The organism is Stutzerimonas frequens (assembly GCF_024448335.1).
Classification (GTDB): Bacteria; Pseudomonadota; Gammaproteobacteria; order Pseudomonadales; family Pseudomonadaceae; genus Stutzerimonas; species Stutzerimonas frequens.
The window spans coordinates 25,098-40,029 of sequence record NZ_JAMOHM010000016.1 but is presented as its reverse complement, the minus strand read 5'-3'; the positions used below and the strand labels follow the sequence as shown (position 1 = coordinate 40,029).

The following is a 14,932-nucleotide window of genomic DNA, read 5'->3' as shown; positions in this document are numbered from 1 at the left end:
GGCCAGTTCGAAGAAAGGGAACTGCAGATGCGAATATTTTTTATTCGTGTCCGTATTGGCTCAAACGCCAGCGCGCTCGATCGCCGGCTCGAGACTGACCCACCAGGCCATACGTCGCTCGATACGCACCGGCAGCGTGGCGGCAAGCGCGTCCAGCACCCGCTCGGTATCGGCAAGGGGAAATGCCCCGACCACACGCAGATCGGCGATACGGGGATCGCAGCCAAGGTAGCCATGCCGATAGCGCGACAGTTCGGCGAGGAAGTCCTCCAGGCGCTGGTTATCGGCCAGCAACACGCCGGTGGTCCAGGCCTGGTGCTCGGCGCTGGCCGCCTCGAGCGGTTCGACGCCGCGACTGCCGAACGCCGTCTGCTGCCCGGCCGGGATGCTGGTGATGCCGAAGCCCTCCAGCTGAATATCCACTATTCCGGCGAAGACACTGACCCGGGCCCGCCCATCGTCCTGGCGCACCGAAAAGCACGCGGCCTGCTCGCTGTACAAGCGCCCTTCGCGGCTGGTGACCAGCAACGGGCGCGCCCGCCGGCTGGCGGGGGCCTCGATCAGCAACTCGCCACGATACAGCGCCAGCTGCCGTGTCTTGGTATCGAAGGCGATATCCAGCGCCGTATCGGTGTTCAGCCACAGGCGTGAGCCATCGGCCAGTTTCATGTCGCGCACCTCGCCCACCGCGGTGCGCTCGTCGGCGGCCCACTGTCGCCACGGCATATGTCCGCTGGCCAGGCTCAGCGCAGTGCCACCGCACAGCACCGACAGCATCTTCAGCGCCTGGCGCCGATTCGATCGGCGGCTGTGCAGAAGCCCACCCGCGCTTCGGCCGACCGGGTCGGCCGCCAGGGGCTGGAACTGCCCGCTGATGCGCTCGACCCGAGCCCACGCGCGGGCATGTTCCGGCTGTTCCAGCCATGCGGACCATGCCTGATGCTCTGCGCGACTGGCCGAGCCGGACTGCAACACGGCGAACCATTTCGCCGCCTCCTGCAGCACGCGGTAATCGATGCCCATCAATCGTCCTCGACCAGCATCAGGCAGTGCAGCATGGCCTGGCTCATGTATTTCTTCACCATACGCTCGGAGACGCCGAGTTCGCTGGCGATCGCCGCGTAGGTCATGCCGTGCAGCTGCGACATCAGGAAGGCACTGCGGACCCGGGTCGGCAGACGCATCAGCATGGCATCGATCTGCAACAGGGTTTCGACGATCAACGCCTGGGATTCGGGCGATGGCACGACCGGTTCCGGCTGCAGGGCAAGCGCATCCAGATAGGCCTGCTCGATCTGCCGACGCCGCCAATGGTTGATCAGCAGCCCCTTGGCGATGGTGTGCAGGTAGGCTCTGGGCTCGCGAATGGCAGCCATGTCCTGATCCTTGCTGAGCACGCGCACGAAGGTATCCTGCGCCAGGTCAGCCGCACGCTGATTGCAGCCCAGCTGCCGACGCAGCCAGCCATTGAGCCAGCCGTGATGATCGGCGTAGAGACGGTGCAGCATCTGTTGCCGAAGCATGCCTTCAGTTGCCATGCGGCCTCCCATGAGCGCAGCAGGCGTTAATGCTAACGCTTCTCAACAACATAAATCCATGGCAATCGCCGCATTTGCTCATCGATCGGATGACCGTCAGCATTTGGCCGGTACTGCGGCGACCGTTCGGCTAGGCTGAGAGGGACATAGCCTCAGGAGCTCAAGCATGATCCGCCCTCTATCACTAGCCGTGTCGTTCAGCCTCTCGCTGGCCCTGCTGCCGGCCCATGCGCAGCAGATCCTGCCGGGCCTGTGGGAATTCAGCAGTGGCGACATCCAGGTGGACGGCCAGCAACTGCCGGCCATGCAGCAGATGATGGAGCAGATGCGCAACCTGCCTGCCGACCAGCGCCGGATGATGGAAGGAATGTTTGCCGCGCATGGTGTGCAGCTGGGCGCCAACGGGGTACGCATCTGCCTGAGCAAGGCCCAGGTGGAGGCCGATGAGCTGCCCTTCCAGGATGATCCGGCCTGTACCCAAGAGATCACCGAGCGTGGCGATAAGCTGTGGAAATTCAGGTTCGAGTGCCCTGATGCCCAAGGTCAGGGCGAGACGCGCTTCATCAGCGACAAGGAGTTCGTCAGCACCGTGGAAAGCCAATACCGCCAGGGCACCGAGACTGGAACGTCACGAATCCAATCCCACGCGCGCTGGATAGCGGACGATTGCGGCGCATTGAAACCGGCTCGGTAGGAGGCAACCGGGAAATCAGCAGAGGTTCCACGTGAAACCCTTATGCCTGCTGGGCTGGCGTCAGTTCTTCTCCCAGCGGCCCTGGTTGTTCTGCTCGCAAGCGGGCTGGAGAAAGCGCGCATCACTGGCGATGCCGTAATAGTGGATGTCCTGCCGGTACGGCATGTTCGACACCTGCGCGTTGCGGCAGACACCGAAGGCACCGTCCGGGCACTGATCGACGAACTCGACTTCGACCTCGTGATCCTTCAACTGCGGCTGACAGAAGCCGGTGCGGAACAGCTCTGCGGGAATGTTGATGTTCGCCTGGCATAGCTTCACTGCCACGCGGTCGTCGTGGCTGTTAATGACGCACGCTTCAGCCATCACATCGCCAGCGACGAGCAGGCCGCACAGGCCTGTCAGCAAGAACGGTAGCCGCACGATTTCACCTCTCCGAGAACCGCCGGCGACTTTAGCATGAGCCACCGGCCCCTTTCAGACCCAGCGCAAAATGCGCAACATAGCCGCCATGCTCGAACATATCCCGACCCATCTCATCGGCGGCCCGCTTGGAGCCGGCAAAACCAGCCTGATCCGCCATCTGCTCGATCAGAAGCCCGCCGACGAACGCTGGGCCGTACTGATCAACGAGTTCGGCCAGATCGGCCTGGACGCCGCGTTGCTGACGACCGAAGCAGACGGTATCAGTCTGGCTGAGATCCCCGGCGGCTGCCTGTGCTGCGTCAACGGCGTGCCGTTCCAGGTTGGCCTGGCGCGCCTGCTGCGCCAGGCAAAACCAGACCGCTTGCTGATCGAGCCCTCCGGCGTGGGTCACCCGGCGGAACTGCTGCGTCAGCTTGGGCAGCCACCATGGCAGAGCGTGCTGAGCATCCAGCCGAGCGTGCTGGTGCTGGATGCGCAGGCACTCAGCCGCGGCGAAGCCCTGCCCGACAGCCAGCGGCAGGCCCTGACGCAAGCCGGACTGCTGTTGATGAACAAGAGCGAATCACTGGACGCATCCGGTCGAACACGACTGACTGAGCAACTGCCCAAGCAAACGCTTTACTGGACCACGCAAGGCCAGTTGCCCCTGGAACGGCTTCCCGGTATCGACGCTCGCGCCAGTGAATCAGCACGCGCGACCACCCTGCCCTGCGGGTCGGCGACGCTGGCGCAGGTTTGGCTCGATCCGCGCCAGCCGATCTGCCAGGTTCAGGTGACAGCGGAGTACTGGAGCATCGGCTGGCGCTGGCACCCGAGCCAGCGTTTCGATCTCGACCAGCTCTCGCAATGGCTGGCGCGCTGGTCCTGGCGTCGCGCCAAACTGGTGGTCCACGGCCGCAGCGGCTGGCAGTCAGCCAATGCACTGGATGGTCAGGTGCTGGTCTTCAGGAGCAGCGAGTGGCGGCGGGATTCGCGGATAGAGCTGATCTTCAGCGAACCGCAGTCGCAGGCGGAATTGCAACAGGGCATGACGGCGTGTCGTATCGACGACTGACCCGTCAATCGCGGGGGCGGCGCCAGTCGTCCAGCTGGATCACCCGCCCCGGCTCGTCGGCGGGCTGGAACGGGTGTGCCGCCAGCTCGATACGGCCGACCTGGGCACCGAACATGACGATGGTACCGGGGTGCCGCTGCTCACCGGTGACCGTGAACTCGAACCCGTAGATGCGGGCAAGCCGGCGCTGGCCGCGTGCATCCGGCAACAGGGTCAGCTTGCGAAACGCTACATTACCGTCGAGCAGTTCCACATCGAGCTTCTGACAATGTCGCCGCACTGCCTGCAGGGCACGCTCGCGAATGCCATGGGAATGCCAGAGCCAGGCGGCCGCGGCTGCCAGCAACATGAACAGGAAGAGATTGCTAAGAGTCAGCATGAAGTAAGGCAAAGTGACCGGCGGGTACACAGCTTAGCAGGCCGCCACGGCGGGGCCGTGTGGACAGCGTCGTACATCCGTTTCAGCTTTCCAGCCAGACGTCGCGCGCCCAGTGCCAGACCGTCTCCCAGGTTTCTTCGGTGAGTTCACCGTCGTCGCCGTCCCACAGGGTGACTTCACCTTCCAGGTCGACCACATAGTAGTCACGCCCGTCCTGGCAGATCGGAATCAGATCGCGCGGCACGCCGGCATCCCAGGCATTGGCGGCGACTTCCGGCAGGTAGGTGTGCGATTGCGGATCGGTGGCGGTGACCGGCTCCAGGCGCCCGTAGATCACATCGCTGACCTGAAGCAGGAACTCGCGCAGGCCGAACGGGAGGTTGATCAACAGCTGTTCCTCGATCTCCACCAAGAGATCGTCGTCGGGCAGTTCCAGCGGTACCGGCACCGGCTCGTTGAGCTCGCGCAGCTGTTCGATGACTTCTTCCACATCCACCTCCTGTCGTATGCCCCCCAGGCAAGGCCCCGTTTATACAGCCCGCCGGATTGGCGAGCCAGTTCTGTCGCGTTAAAGTGCATGGCTTAGCGAAACGCTCGGTTAATACATTCACGGCGACTTGCCCGTTTCAATACGCACAATTGCAGAAATTAGGTAGCAATTTGCATTGGTGCCTGCCAAACACATCTGGTCCGCTCGGACCTGAACAAGGACACGCAATGACCACTACCGAAGCCCAGGAGTTGCTCCAGGCCATCGATCGATGCGCCGACGAACCAATCCATATCCCCGGTAGCATCCAGCCCCATGGTTTCCTGCTGGTGGTCAGCGAGCCCGAGCTACGTGTGCAGCAGGCCAGTGAAAACGTTCAGCACTGGCTCGGAATCGACGCCCGCTCGCTGGTCGGCCAGCCTCTGTCGAACCTGCTACCCACCGCACGCATCGAAGCCGGTCTCACGGCACTGAGCGAAGACGACCACAATCCCTTCCACCTAAGCGATGTGAGCATCGGTCTCACCGGCGTCCCCGGCCAGGCGTTCGCCCTGCTCGGCCATCGCCATCGCGGCCAGCTGATCCTCGAGTTCGAACGCGCGGAAACCTCCGGCCAGGCCTATGACACCCTCTACCCGCTGATGCGCACCTTCGTCGCCCAGCTACAGGACAGCCGCGAGCTGGAAGCGCTCTGCCAACTGGCGGTTCGGGAGGTCAAGCGCATCACCGGCTTCGGTCGCGTCAAGGCCTATCGCTTCGATGCCGAAGACAATGGCGTAGTGCTGGCAGAGGTCGCCGACCCCGGCTATCCAAGCTATCTCGGGCTGTGCTTCCCGGCTGCCGACATCCCGCAGCAGGCGCGCCGGCTGTATCGTGAAAACCTGATCCGGGTGATTCAGGACGCCAACTATCAACCCTCGCCCCTGGTGCCGGCGCTCAACCCGATCTCCGGCGCGCCGCTCGACCTGAGCTTCGCCGCACTGCGCAGCGTTTCCCCGGTGCATCTGCAGTACATGCGCAACATGGGCACGCTGGCGTCGATGTCGATCTCCATCGTCATTCGCGACCGCCTCTGGGGGCTGATCTCCTGCCATGATGCCGAACCGCGTGCGGTCAGCTACCAGACCCGCACCGCCTGCGAGCTGCTCGGACGCATCCTTTCGCTGCAAATCGAGGCGCGGGAAAGCGAGATCGTTGCTCAGCGCAAGCTGGAACTGCGTCACCAGATCGTCCACCTGCTAGCGGCCATGGCCGATCGCGACAGCGTGGTCGAGGGTTTCCGCCACTTCCCCGAGGTGGTGCTGGGGTTCGCCGGTGCCGATGGCGCGGCGATCATTTCCGCCGACAAGTGCGAAACCGTCGGCGACACACCGGACCATGAACAGATCCTGCAGCTGGCCCGGTGGCTGGGCGAACGGCGCGACGAACTGGTCTTCCACAGTGACTGCATCAGCCGCGACATTCCCGACATGCCGGCGCTCGGCGAGCACTGTGCCGGGGTCATGGCCATCTCCATCTCGCGCCTGCACGCGCACTATCTGATCTGGTTTCGCCACGAGCAGATCAAGACCGTCAACTGGGCCGGTCAGCCGGAAAAACAGATCGACCGTCAGAGTGGTGCGCTCACTCCGCGACACAGCTTCGAACAATGGCAGGAAACCCTGCGCGGCTATGCACAGCCCTGGGATCAGGTGGTGATCGAGGGCGCGCTGGAACTGCGCAATGCGGTGCTCGGGATTGTCTTGCGCAAAGCCGAGGAGATGGCCCAGCTGGCCGGCGAGTTGCGCGCCAGCAACAAGGAGCTGGAGGCCTTCTCCTATAGCGTTTCCCACGACCTGCGCGCTCCGCTGCGGCATATCGCCGGCTACACCGAGCTGCTCAGCGAGATGGAGAGCAAGCAACTGAGCGAACGTGGGATGCGCTTTCTCGACAACATCGCCGACGCCGCACGCTTCGCCGGCACGCTGGTGGACAACCTGCTGAGCTTCTCGCAGATGGGCCGTTCGGCGTTGCGCCTGTCGGATGTCGACCTCGGTGCATTGGTCGCCTCGATTCGCGAGGAGCTGGCGCCTGACTGCGAAGGTCGCCAGATCGAATGGCACCTGCTGCCGATGCCGATCGTAGTCGCCGATGCCGCCTTCATTCACATGGTGCTGCGCAACCTGATCGACAACGCGGTCAAGTACAGCCGCACCCGGGAGGTGGCCGTCATCGAGGTGGGTGCCGAACAGCGCGCCGCCGAAGTGGTCGTCTATGTGCGCGACAACGGCGTCGGCTTCGACATGCAGTACTCGAGCAAGCTGTTCGGCGTGTTCCAGCGCTTGCACCGCATGGAGGAGTTCGAAGGTATCGGCATCGGCCTGGCGAGCGTGCGCCGCATCATCGAGCGCCACGACGGCCAGGTCTGGGCCGAAGGCCAGCTGGACAAGGGCGCCACGTTCTACTTCTCACTCCCAAAACTGTCCTATACATCGTCCCTCCTGGACCGAGACATCTGATGCTGAAACCGATACTGCTGGTCGAAGACAACCCCCACGACCTGGAACTCACCCTGATCGCGCTGGAGCGCAGCCAGCTGGCCAATGAGGTGGTGATCATGCGTGACGGCGCCGAGGCGCTGAACTACCTGCAGCGCACCGGCGCCTACGCCGATCGAGCCGATGGCAATCCGGCAGTGCTGCTGGACCTGAAGCTGCCCAAGGTCGACGGGCTGGAAGTGCTCAAGACCGTCCGCGAGACCGCCGAGCTGCGCAGCATTCCGGTGGTCATGCTGACCTCTTCGCGGGAAGAACCCGACCTGATGAAAGCCTACGAGCTCGGGGTGAACGCTTACGTCGTCAAACCGGTCGAATTCAAAGATTTTGTCGCCGCAATCTCCGACCTCGGCATCTTCTGGGCCGTGCTCAACGAGCCGCCACCCGGTTCGCTGCGTCTCAAGCGCGCGCGCAACAAAGACGAAAAGAACTGAACGAGCATTGCCGGCCCGTGCCTGGCGGGCCGTTTCGATGATTCCTGCTTCCTCGACAGGTTGGATATGCCAGCGTCAAAGAACATCAGCGTCCTGTTCATCGAGGACAGCCCGCACGACGCCGAACTGGCCCAGTTGGCGCTGGAACGTAGCGGCTACGACCTGCGCACCGAGCTGGTATATGACCGGGCCGGTGTGGTCGAAGCCCTACAACGGCGCGAATTCGACCTGATCCTGGCTGACTTCATCCTGCCCGGTTTCTCCGGTAGCCAGGCGCTGCAGGAAGCGCGTCGGCTCGCGCCGCAGACCCCTTTCATCTTCCTCTCCGGTGTGTTCGGCGAAGAGCATGCGGTCAACATGATGCGCTCCGGCGCGGTCGACTACGTGCTCAAGCAGAACCTCGGCTTCCTGCCCAAGGCCGTGGAACGCGCGATGGGCGAGGTCAACGAGCGCCGGCGCCGGCTGCAGGCCGAGCAGGCGCTGCGCGAGGTCGAGGTACGCGCGCGCCTGGCTATCGATGCGGCACGCCTGGGCATGTGGGACTACGAACCGCAGAGCGGCACGCTGATCTGGGACGAGCGCTGCCGCGCGATGATGGGAATCGCTGCCGAGACGCCGGTCGACATGCCGCTGTTCGAGCGGCTCTGCCATCCGGACGACCGCGAACGCATGCGCGAGCAGGTTGCCCGCGCCATTTCCGGTAGCGACGCCGGCCAATTCAGCACCACCTATCGCGTGCTGTTCGAGGACGGCCGCATGCGCTGGATGGAAACCCGCGGCCAGGCGTTTTTCGACGGCGAGCGCTGTACGCGCTTCGTCGGCGTGCTGATGGACATCACCGAGCAGCAGCTGGCGACCCAGACGCTGCGGCAGATGAACGAAACCCTCGGTGAGCGCGTTCAGGAACGCACCCGAGAGCGCGATCGCACCTGGGAGCTGTCGCGCGATCTGCTCGCCGTGACCCATACGGACATGATGCCGGTCGCGCTGAATCCGATGTGGGAACAGGCCTTCGACTGGCCGCTGGAGCAGCTGATGGAGCATCCGCTGACCCGCCTGGTACACCCGGACGACCTGCAGGCGACGCTGGAAGAGACCGCGCGAGTGGGCCGTGGCAAGGTCACCACCCGCTTCGTCAATCGCATGCGCCACCGCGACGGCAGCTACCGCTGGCTGTCCTGGTCGGCCGTGGCCGATGGCGGCCGTATCTACTCGGCAGCACGCGACATCACCAGCGAAATCGCCGCGGTCGACAAACTGGCCGATGCCAACCGCGAGCTGCGCGCGCAGATCCAGGAGCGCGAGCGTGTCGAGGCCACACTGCAGCAGATGCAGCGCCTGGAAGCCGTCGGCCAGCTGACCGCCGGCGTCGCCCACGACTTCAACAACCTGTTGACCGTGATCCTCACCAGCGCCAGCTTCCTGCAAAACGACCTGCAGAACGGCGCGCCACTGGAGCGCAGCCTGCGTCGCCTGCAGTACATCCGCGAGTCGGGCGAGCGCGGCGCCACCCTGACCAGCCAGTTGCTGGCCTTCGCCCGGCGCCAGCAGCTCGCACCCACCGCCATCGACCTCAACGACACCCTGGTCAACCTGCTCAGCCTGCTCAAGAGCACCCTGGGTGGCAGCGTCAGCATCGAGACGGACACCCAGGCGGACATCTGGCACGCCCTGGTGGACCCGACCCAGATCGAGATGATCATCCTCAACCTGGCAATCAACGCCCGCGACGCAATGGCTGATAGCGGCCGGCTGACGCTGGGTACACGCAACGTGGTGATCGACCAGCCGGCGCAGCGCGCCGAAGACCCGAGCCCCGGTGAGTATGTGATGCTGTCGGTCGCCGACACCGGGTCCGGCATGAGCGAAGCCGTGCTGAGCAAGGCGTTCGAGCCGTTTTTCACCACCAAGGAAGTCGGCAAGGGCTCGGGGCTCGGCCTGGCCCAGGTGTTCGGCTTCGCCAAACAGTCCGGTGGTGGTGCGCGCATCGAAAGCCGCGAAGGCGTCGGCACGACCGTGAAGGTGTTCCTCCCGCGTACTTCGGCGCCACGCCAACCGGAGCCGGCCAGCGCGGCGAGCAGTGGCTCCGCCGAGAGCAACAATCAGCATTGCATCCTGCTGGTGGACGACGACCACAGCGTGCGCGAAGTGACCGCCCAGATGCTCGAGAATCTGGGCTTTACGGTGATCGCCGCGGATAGCGGCGATGACGCGCTGCAGTTGCTCACCCAGGGCGCGGAGGTCGACCTGCTGCTGGCCGACTTCGCCATGCCGGGTATGAACGGCGGCGAGCTGGCGCGTGCGGTGCGAGTACGTCACCCGGAGCTGCCGGTGGTGTTTGTCACCGGTTATGCCGAGCTGTGCGAACTGGGCCTGGAAGGCTACTCGATCATCCAGAAGCCGTTTCGCGAGGAACAGCTGGCGAACAAGCTTCATCTGGCACTTAGTGAGGGCAGTCTGGCGGATGGCTGAACTGCGTTTGCGCCTGCGTGAAGCAACGGCACCGCTGCACGAGCGGGTCGATGCCGCCTACTCGGAGTTCGATCTCGGGCGGCCTGAGGACTACCGTCGCTTCCTGCGTGCCCATGCGCGGGCGCTGCGCGCGGTGGAGACAGCCCTGGAGCAGGCCGGCATCGCCACCCTGCTGATGGACTGGCCCGCGCGGGCAAGACGGCATGCCCTGCTCGATGACCTGGCCGATCTGGACTGCCAGGCGCCCGTCGCGCTGCCCGCTCCCGAGCTGAGCGAGATCGCCAGCTGCTGGGGCGCCGCTTATGTTCTGGAAGGCTCCCGTCTGGGCGGGCAGGTGCTTGCACGGCGGGTTCGTCAGGCCGATCCGACCGCACCCGTTCGCTACCTCGAACACGGCGACGTCGCCCGGCTCTGGCCGACATTTCTCAGCCGCCTCGAGCAGCAGGCCTCGGCGTCTTCATGGGCGCCGATGCTGGCTGCAGCCGAAGCCACCTTCGGGCTATTCGCCAGTGCCGCCGCGCTGGAAGCCAAGGGCGCCTACGGCTGAGAGAGAAAGGCCCACGTGGGGGCCTTTCCTTGCTCGGCTGAAATCCGGTCAGGCGACCCTGAAGCGACCGACCAGCTGCTGCTGTTGCTCGGCCAGGCGCGGCAGCTCCAGGCTGGTCATGGCGGTCTGTTCGGCACCGGCGCTGACCTGGATGGCGACGTCGTTGATCTCCACGACATTGCGGTTGATGTCCTCGGCAACCGCGCTCTGTTCCTCCGCCGCTGTGGCGATCTGGATATTGCGGTCACTGATCGCGGCGACCCCTGCGGCGATCTCCTCGAGCAGCTCGCCGGTGCGGCCGATGTTGCTGGAGCCTGCCTGAGCCTTGCTCAGGGTGTCCTGCATGGAGCGCGCCGCGCGGTCAGCGCCCGTCTGCAGGTTGCCGATCATCGTCTGGATGCTGCCGGTCGACTCCTGGGTCTTCTGCGCCAGCATGCGCACTTCCGTCGCCACCACGGCGAAGCCGCGCCCGTGATCACCGGCTCGTGCCGCTTCGATGGCGGCATTGAGCGCCAGCAGGTTGGTCTGGTCGGCGATGCCACGGATCACGTCCAGTACCGAGGAGATCGAATCGCTTTCCTGCTTCAGGTTTTCGATGATCTGCGCGGTCTGATCGGCCTGATCCGACAGCTGACGGATCAGGTCGATGGTGTCCTGCACTTCGGCGCGGCCCTGTGCAGCGTTCGTGTTCAGCCGCTGGGACAGTTCGGCAGCATCGCTGGTGCTGCGCGCCACATCGCGCACAGTCGCGCTCATCTCGTTGATCGCGGTCACCACCAGCTCGGTTCCCTGGCGCTGGCGATCGATGCTGGCGCTGGTCTGCACCGTCACCGCCGACGACTCTTCCGCGGCCGTCGCGACTTGTGCCGTGGCGCTACCGATCTCCCTGACGATCTGCTGCAGCTCACCGGCCATGACATTGAGGTTATTGGCAATCTCGCCAAATTCGTCGCGCCCCTGGTAGTCGGCCTTGGCAGTAAGGTCTCGTGCGGAAAGCGCCAGCAGGGTGTGGTTGACCTCATGTACCGCCGTCTTGATGTTGCGGATGATCAGCAACGACAACACCGTGACTGCAACAAGGGCAATGATCACCGCTGTCAGAGTCATCCACAGGGCGCTGCGTGCTTCATCGCGCGAGGCGGCTGCGAGCTCGCCCACATGCTCGGCCAGCTGGCGTTCCACCTCGCCCATCAGATCGATCCGGCTGGTGGCCGTCTCGAACCAGGTTTCGCTGTCCACACCGAGGCTCTGGCCGATCGGTACGTCGAAGGCTAGACGCTGCAGTCGGGCGACTTCCTGTGCACTGCCCTGCTGCATCTGCTGGTCGAGCAGGCCGACGAGACGCTCAGCTGCCGTACGCCGAAAGCCGTCCAGGTAGGCGGTGAACTCGCCGAGGTTGCGGCTGAATGAGGCCAGCAACGTGGCATCGAACCGGTCCTGGCCGAACACCACACCGAGCATGGCGCGCTCACGGCCGGCGCGTTCTTTCATCTCGATGAACTGGTTGAGCCCGCTCAGCGCCCGCGCCAGCTCGGCATCCTCGACGCGCGCTTCAAGCGCGTGGGTGAAACCGATCAGTGATTTGATGATGCCGGTGAAGCGGGCGCCGGACTCCACGTTGCTGATCGCGAAACTGTCGATCTGCACTCGAGTGCCGCGCAGTTCGCTCAGCGCGAGCAAGGCGCTGGCCAGCTGGGCGTCGTCTTTCAGCGCCAGTGTTGCAACGGCGTTGGAGGCTTCGTCCGTCGCCTGACGCAGGCCCGGCAGCCGCCGGCTCATGAGCCGTCCCTGGCTGCCGAGGAACACACCGCTTGCGCCACGCTCACGCTGCAGGGTGGTGATCAGCTGACTCACCTGCTGCGCCGCAGAGCTGGCCTCGACGGTGTACTCCATCTGCCGCAACGTCTTGTAGCTTTCATTGACGTACAGCGTTCCGAGCCAGAGAAACCCCAACAGGGGCGCCAGTACGATCAGAATCAGTTTCCGGCTCAAGGAGATGTTTTTCAGCATGTGGCACCTCGGGGCCCCAGCTGACCTGACTGGGGCTTGGGTAGTGCAAGGCATCTTCTGCTCGAATTCGAAGGCCAGTAGCGAACGAATCGGGTAGTCACAGAGGTTATGAATTTGGCCTCTGTATCGGGTGCTGGCAGTGTCTCGTGATGGCGGCGAGCGGCTAGCCGACGAACGGGCTACGACGACGCTCAGCCCCTGCTTGCACAGGCTTGCCGAAGGCGGAAATCACCTGGCAACGCGCTATTGCGATCTGCCGGCTGAGCGACGCAGCGCAGCCATGCGTTCACACATCCATGGAGTTGCGCCCGGCAATGCTCACCCGGACGTGGACTGTGACAGCAGGAAGGGATGTTCGCGATCATCCGCGAACGGCTGGCGCGCTCGCGGAGAAATCGCTGAGGAGACCTGCTGCCAGGAGCCAGGCCGGCCAATGGCGGCGGCGACCACGGCGTCATCATCAATACCGACGACGACGCCGAGAACCCTGCGAGGTCGGTATTACTCCACCGTTACCGACTTGGCCAGATTGCGCGGCTGGTCGACGTCGGTGCCGCGCAGCACGGCGACGTAGTACGACAGCAGCTGCAACGGCAGGGTGTAGAGGATCGGCGCCAGCGCATCGTGGATGTGCGGCATGTTCACCAGGAAGATGCCCTCGCCATTGTCGAAACCCGCCTCGCGATCGGCGAAGACGATCAGCTCGCCGCCACGGGCGCGCACTTCCTGCAGGTTCGACTTGAGCTTCTCTAGCAACTCGTTGTTCGGCGCCACGGTGACCACCGGCATATCGGCATCCACCAGGGCCAGCGGGCCGTGCTTGAGTTCGCCAGCCGGATAGGCCTCGGCGTGGATGTAGGAGATCTCCTTGAGCTTGAGCGCGCCTTCCATCGCCACCGGGTACTGCGCGCCGCGGCCGAGGAACAGCGTGTGGTGCTTCTCGGCGAAATGCTCGGCAATCTTCTCCACCGTCGCATCCATGGCCAGCGCCTCGCCCAGGCGGGTCGGCAGGCGCCGCAGTTCGTCGACCAGCTCCGCTTCGCGGGCCGCGCTCAAAGTGCCGCGGACGTGGCCCAGGGCGAGGGTCAGCAGCATCAGCCCGACCAACTGGGTGGTGAAGGCCTTGGTCGAGGCGACGCCGATTTCCGGCCCGGCCTGGGTCAGCAGGGTCAGGTCCGACTCGCGCACCAGTGAGCTGATGCCGACGTTGCAGATGGCCAGGCTGGCGAGATAGCCGCCCTCGCCGCTGGCCAGCTGCTTGGCGTTGCGCAGCGCCGCCAGGGTGTCGGCCGTCTCGCCGGACTGGGAGATGGTGACGAACAGGGTGTCCGGCTGCACCACCACCTTGCGGTAACGGAACTCGCTGGCGACTTCGACCTGACAGGGGATGCCGGCCAGTTCTTCCAGCCAGTAACGCGCCACCATGCCGGCGTGATAGCTGGTGCCACAGGCGACGATCTGCACGTTGCGGACCTTGGCGAACAGCTCGCCGGCCTGCGGACCGAAGGCCTCGACCAGCACCTGACGATCGCTCAGACGGCCTTCCAGGGTGCGCTGCACGACCTTGGGCTGCTCGTGAATCTCCTTGAGCATGAAGTGGCGGTATTCGCCCTTGTCCGCCGCCTCGGCGCCTTCGTGGTACTGCACGGCCTCGCGCTTCACCGGCTGGCCATCGACATCCCAGACCTGCACGGCGTCACGGCGAATCTCGGCGATATCGCCTTCTTCCAGATACATGAAGCGGTCGGTGACCTGCCGCAGTGCCAGCTGGTCGGAGGCGAGGAAGTTTTCGCCCAGGCCCAGACCGATCACCAGCGGACTGCCGCTGCGTGCGGCGAGCAGGCGATCCGGCTGTTTGGCGCTGATCACTGCCAGACCATAGGCGCCATGCAGTTCCTTGACCGCTGCCTTCAGTGCAGCGGTGAGGTCGCCGAGCGAATCGAGCTTGTGGTGTAGCAGATGGACGATGACTTCGGTGTCGGTATCCGAGACGAATACGTAACCCATTTCCTTGAGCCGAGCGCGCAACGCCTCGTGGTTCTCAATGATGCCGTTATGCACCACCGCCAGGTCATCACCGGAAAAATGCGGATGGGCATTGCGCTCGCAGGGCGCGCCATGGGTGGCCCAGCGGGTGTGAGCGATGCCCAGGCGGCCTGCCAGCTGCGTCTGCTGCTGAGCCTGCTCCAGTTCGGCAACCTTGCCGTTGCGGCGCAGGCGCTCGAGTGTGCCGTTCTCGTCCAGCACGGCAACACCGGCACTGTCGTAGCCACGGTATTCCAGGCGCTTGAGGCCTTCGAGAAGGATCGCGGTGATGTTGCGTTCGGCGACGGCGCCAACGATGCCACACATAC

At 64.5% G+C, this 14,932-nt stretch carries 13 protein-coding genes; 6 read left to right on the top strand and 7 right to left on the bottom strand.

Going from position 1 to position 14,932, the window contains the following annotated elements:
• Positions 1-60 precede the first annotated feature (60 nt).
• Positions 61-1,023, bottom strand: a complete 963-nt coding sequence (locus NAO55_RS18260; RefSeq protein WP_102839092.1) for a FecR domain-containing protein — start codon at positions 1,021-1,023, stop codon at positions 61-63.
• Positions 1,023-1,538, bottom strand: coding sequence for a sigma-70 family RNA polymerase sigma factor (locus tag NAO55_RS18255; protein WP_102839093.1), 516 nt, complete (start codon positions 1,536-1,538; stop codon positions 1,023-1,025). The genes NAO55_RS18260 and NAO55_RS18255 overlap by 1 nt, the downstream gene beginning before the upstream one ends.
• Before the next feature lie 166 nt (positions 1,539-1,704).
• Here NAO55_RS18255 and NAO55_RS18250 point away from each other — a divergent pair, with 166 nt between their 5' ends.
• Positions 1,705-2,232, top strand: a complete 528-nt coding sequence (locus NAO55_RS18250) for a DUF3617 domain-containing protein (protein WP_102839094.1) — start codon at positions 1,705-1,707, stop codon at positions 2,230-2,232.
• A gap of 60 nt (positions 2,233-2,292) precedes the next feature.
• Here the strand turns inward: NAO55_RS18250 and NAO55_RS18245 are convergent, their stop codons facing one another.
• Positions 2,293-2,655, bottom strand: a complete 363-nt coding sequence (locus NAO55_RS18245) for an NADH:ubiquinone oxidoreductase (protein ID WP_102839095.1) — start codon at positions 2,653-2,655, stop codon at positions 2,293-2,295.
• Positions 2,656-2,743: 88 nt separating this feature from the next.
• Between NAO55_RS18245 and NAO55_RS18240 the strand changes: the two genes are divergently transcribed.
• Positions 2,744-3,712 carry a CobW family GTP-binding protein gene (locus tag NAO55_RS18240; RefSeq protein WP_500862665.1) on the top strand — a complete coding sequence of 323 codons (969 nt, stop codon included), beginning with the start codon at positions 2,744-2,746 and terminating at the stop codon, positions 3,710-3,712.
• A 4-nt stretch (positions 3,713-3,716) separates the two neighbouring features.
• On the opposite strand, the gene NAO55_RS18235 is transcribed toward NAO55_RS18240, so the two are convergent.
• Complete coding sequence (locus NAO55_RS18235) at positions 3,717-4,091, bottom strand: DUF3301 domain-containing protein (protein WP_102839668.1); 375 nt, start codon at positions 4,089-4,091, stop codon at positions 3,717-3,719.
• Positions 4,092-4,173: 82 nt separating this feature from the next.
• Entirely contained in the window at positions 4,174-4,581 is a 408-nt protein-coding gene (locus NAO55_RS18230) for an SMI1/KNR4 family protein (protein ID WP_102839097.1), read from the bottom strand.
• Positions 4,582-4,808: 227 nt separating this feature from the next.
• Here NAO55_RS18230 and NAO55_RS18225 point away from each other — a divergent pair, with 227 nt between their 5' ends.
• From NAO55_RS18225 to NAO55_RS18210, 4 genes are all read left to right on the top strand, one after another.
• Positions 4,809-7,079, top strand: a complete 2,271-nt coding sequence (locus NAO55_RS18225) for an ATP-binding protein (protein ID WP_102839098.1) — start codon at positions 4,809-4,811, stop codon at positions 7,077-7,079.
• Complete coding sequence (locus tag NAO55_RS18220) at positions 7,079-7,549, top strand: response regulator (RefSeq protein ID WP_102839099.1); 471 nt, start codon at positions 7,079-7,081, stop codon at positions 7,547-7,549. The genes NAO55_RS18225 and NAO55_RS18220 overlap by 1 nt, the downstream gene beginning before the upstream one ends.
• A 66-nt stretch (positions 7,550-7,615) precedes the next feature.
• Positions 7,616-10,021 carry a response regulator gene (locus NAO55_RS18215; protein ID WP_102839100.1) on the top strand — a complete coding sequence of 802 codons (2,406 nt, stop codon included), beginning with the start codon at positions 7,616-7,618 and terminating at the stop codon, positions 10,019-10,021.
• Positions 10,014-10,568 (top strand): biliverdin-producing heme oxygenase, encoded by a 555-nt coding sequence (locus tag NAO55_RS18210; RefSeq protein WP_102839101.1) that lies wholly within the window; start codon positions 10,014-10,016, stop codon positions 10,566-10,568. The genes NAO55_RS18215 and NAO55_RS18210 overlap by 8 nt, the downstream gene beginning before the upstream one ends.
• A gap of 48 nt (positions 10,569-10,616) precedes the next feature.
• Here the strand turns inward: NAO55_RS18210 and NAO55_RS18205 are convergent, their stop codons facing one another.
• Positions 10,617-12,578, bottom strand: coding sequence for a methyl-accepting chemotaxis protein (locus tag NAO55_RS18205; protein WP_180981608.1), 1,962 nt, complete (start codon positions 12,576-12,578; stop codon positions 10,617-10,619).
• Between the two features lie 501 nt (positions 12,579-13,079).
• A complete protein-coding gene (gene glmS, locus NAO55_RS18200; protein WP_102839102.1) occupies positions 13,080-14,930 on the bottom strand; it encodes a glutamine--fructose-6-phosphate transaminase (isomerizing) in 1,851 nt (616 codons plus the stop codon).
• Positions 14,931-14,932: the final 2 nt, after the last annotated feature.

Excerpts from the sequence above, each read along its gene's own strand:
- NAO55_RS18260 (WP_102839092.1), bottom strand. The coding sequence starts at position 1,023 with ATGGGCATCGATTACCGCGTGCTGCAGGAGGCGGCGAAATGGTTCGCC.
- NAO55_RS18255 (WP_102839093.1), bottom strand. The coding sequence starts at position 1,538 with ATGGCAACTGAAGGCATGCTTCGGCAACAGATGCTGCACCGTCTCTAC.
- NAO55_RS18250 (WP_102839094.1), top strand. The coding sequence starts at position 1,705 with ATGATCCGCCCTCTATCACTAGCCGTGTCGTTCAGCCTCTCGCTGGCC.
- NAO55_RS18240 (WP_500862665.1), top strand. The coding sequence starts at position 2,744 with ATGCTCGAACATATCCCGACCCATCTCATCGGCGGCCCGCTTGGAGCC.
- NAO55_RS18235 (WP_102839668.1), bottom strand. The coding sequence starts at position 4,091 with ATGCTGACTCTTAGCAATCTCTTCCTGTTCATGTTGCTGGCAGCCGCG.
- NAO55_RS18225 (WP_102839098.1), top strand. The coding sequence starts at position 4,809 with ATGACCACTACCGAAGCCCAGGAGTTGCTCCAGGCCATCGATCGATGC.
- NAO55_RS18220 (WP_102839099.1), top strand. The coding sequence starts at position 7,079 with ATGCTGAAACCGATACTGCTGGTCGAAGACAACCCCCACGACCTGGAA.
- NAO55_RS18215 (WP_102839100.1), top strand. The coding sequence starts at position 7,616 with ATGCCAGCGTCAAAGAACATCAGCGTCCTGTTCATCGAGGACAGCCCG.
- NAO55_RS18210 (WP_102839101.1), top strand. The coding sequence starts at position 10,014 with ATGGCTGAACTGCGTTTGCGCCTGCGTGAAGCAACGGCACCGCTGCAC.
- NAO55_RS18205 (WP_180981608.1), bottom strand. The coding sequence starts at position 12,578 with ATGCTGAAAAACATCTCCTTGAGCCGGAAACTGATTCTGATCGTACTG.
- glmS (WP_102839102.1), bottom strand. The coding sequence starts at position 14,930 with ATGTGTGGCATCGTTGGCGCCGTCGCCGAACGCAACATCACCGCGATC.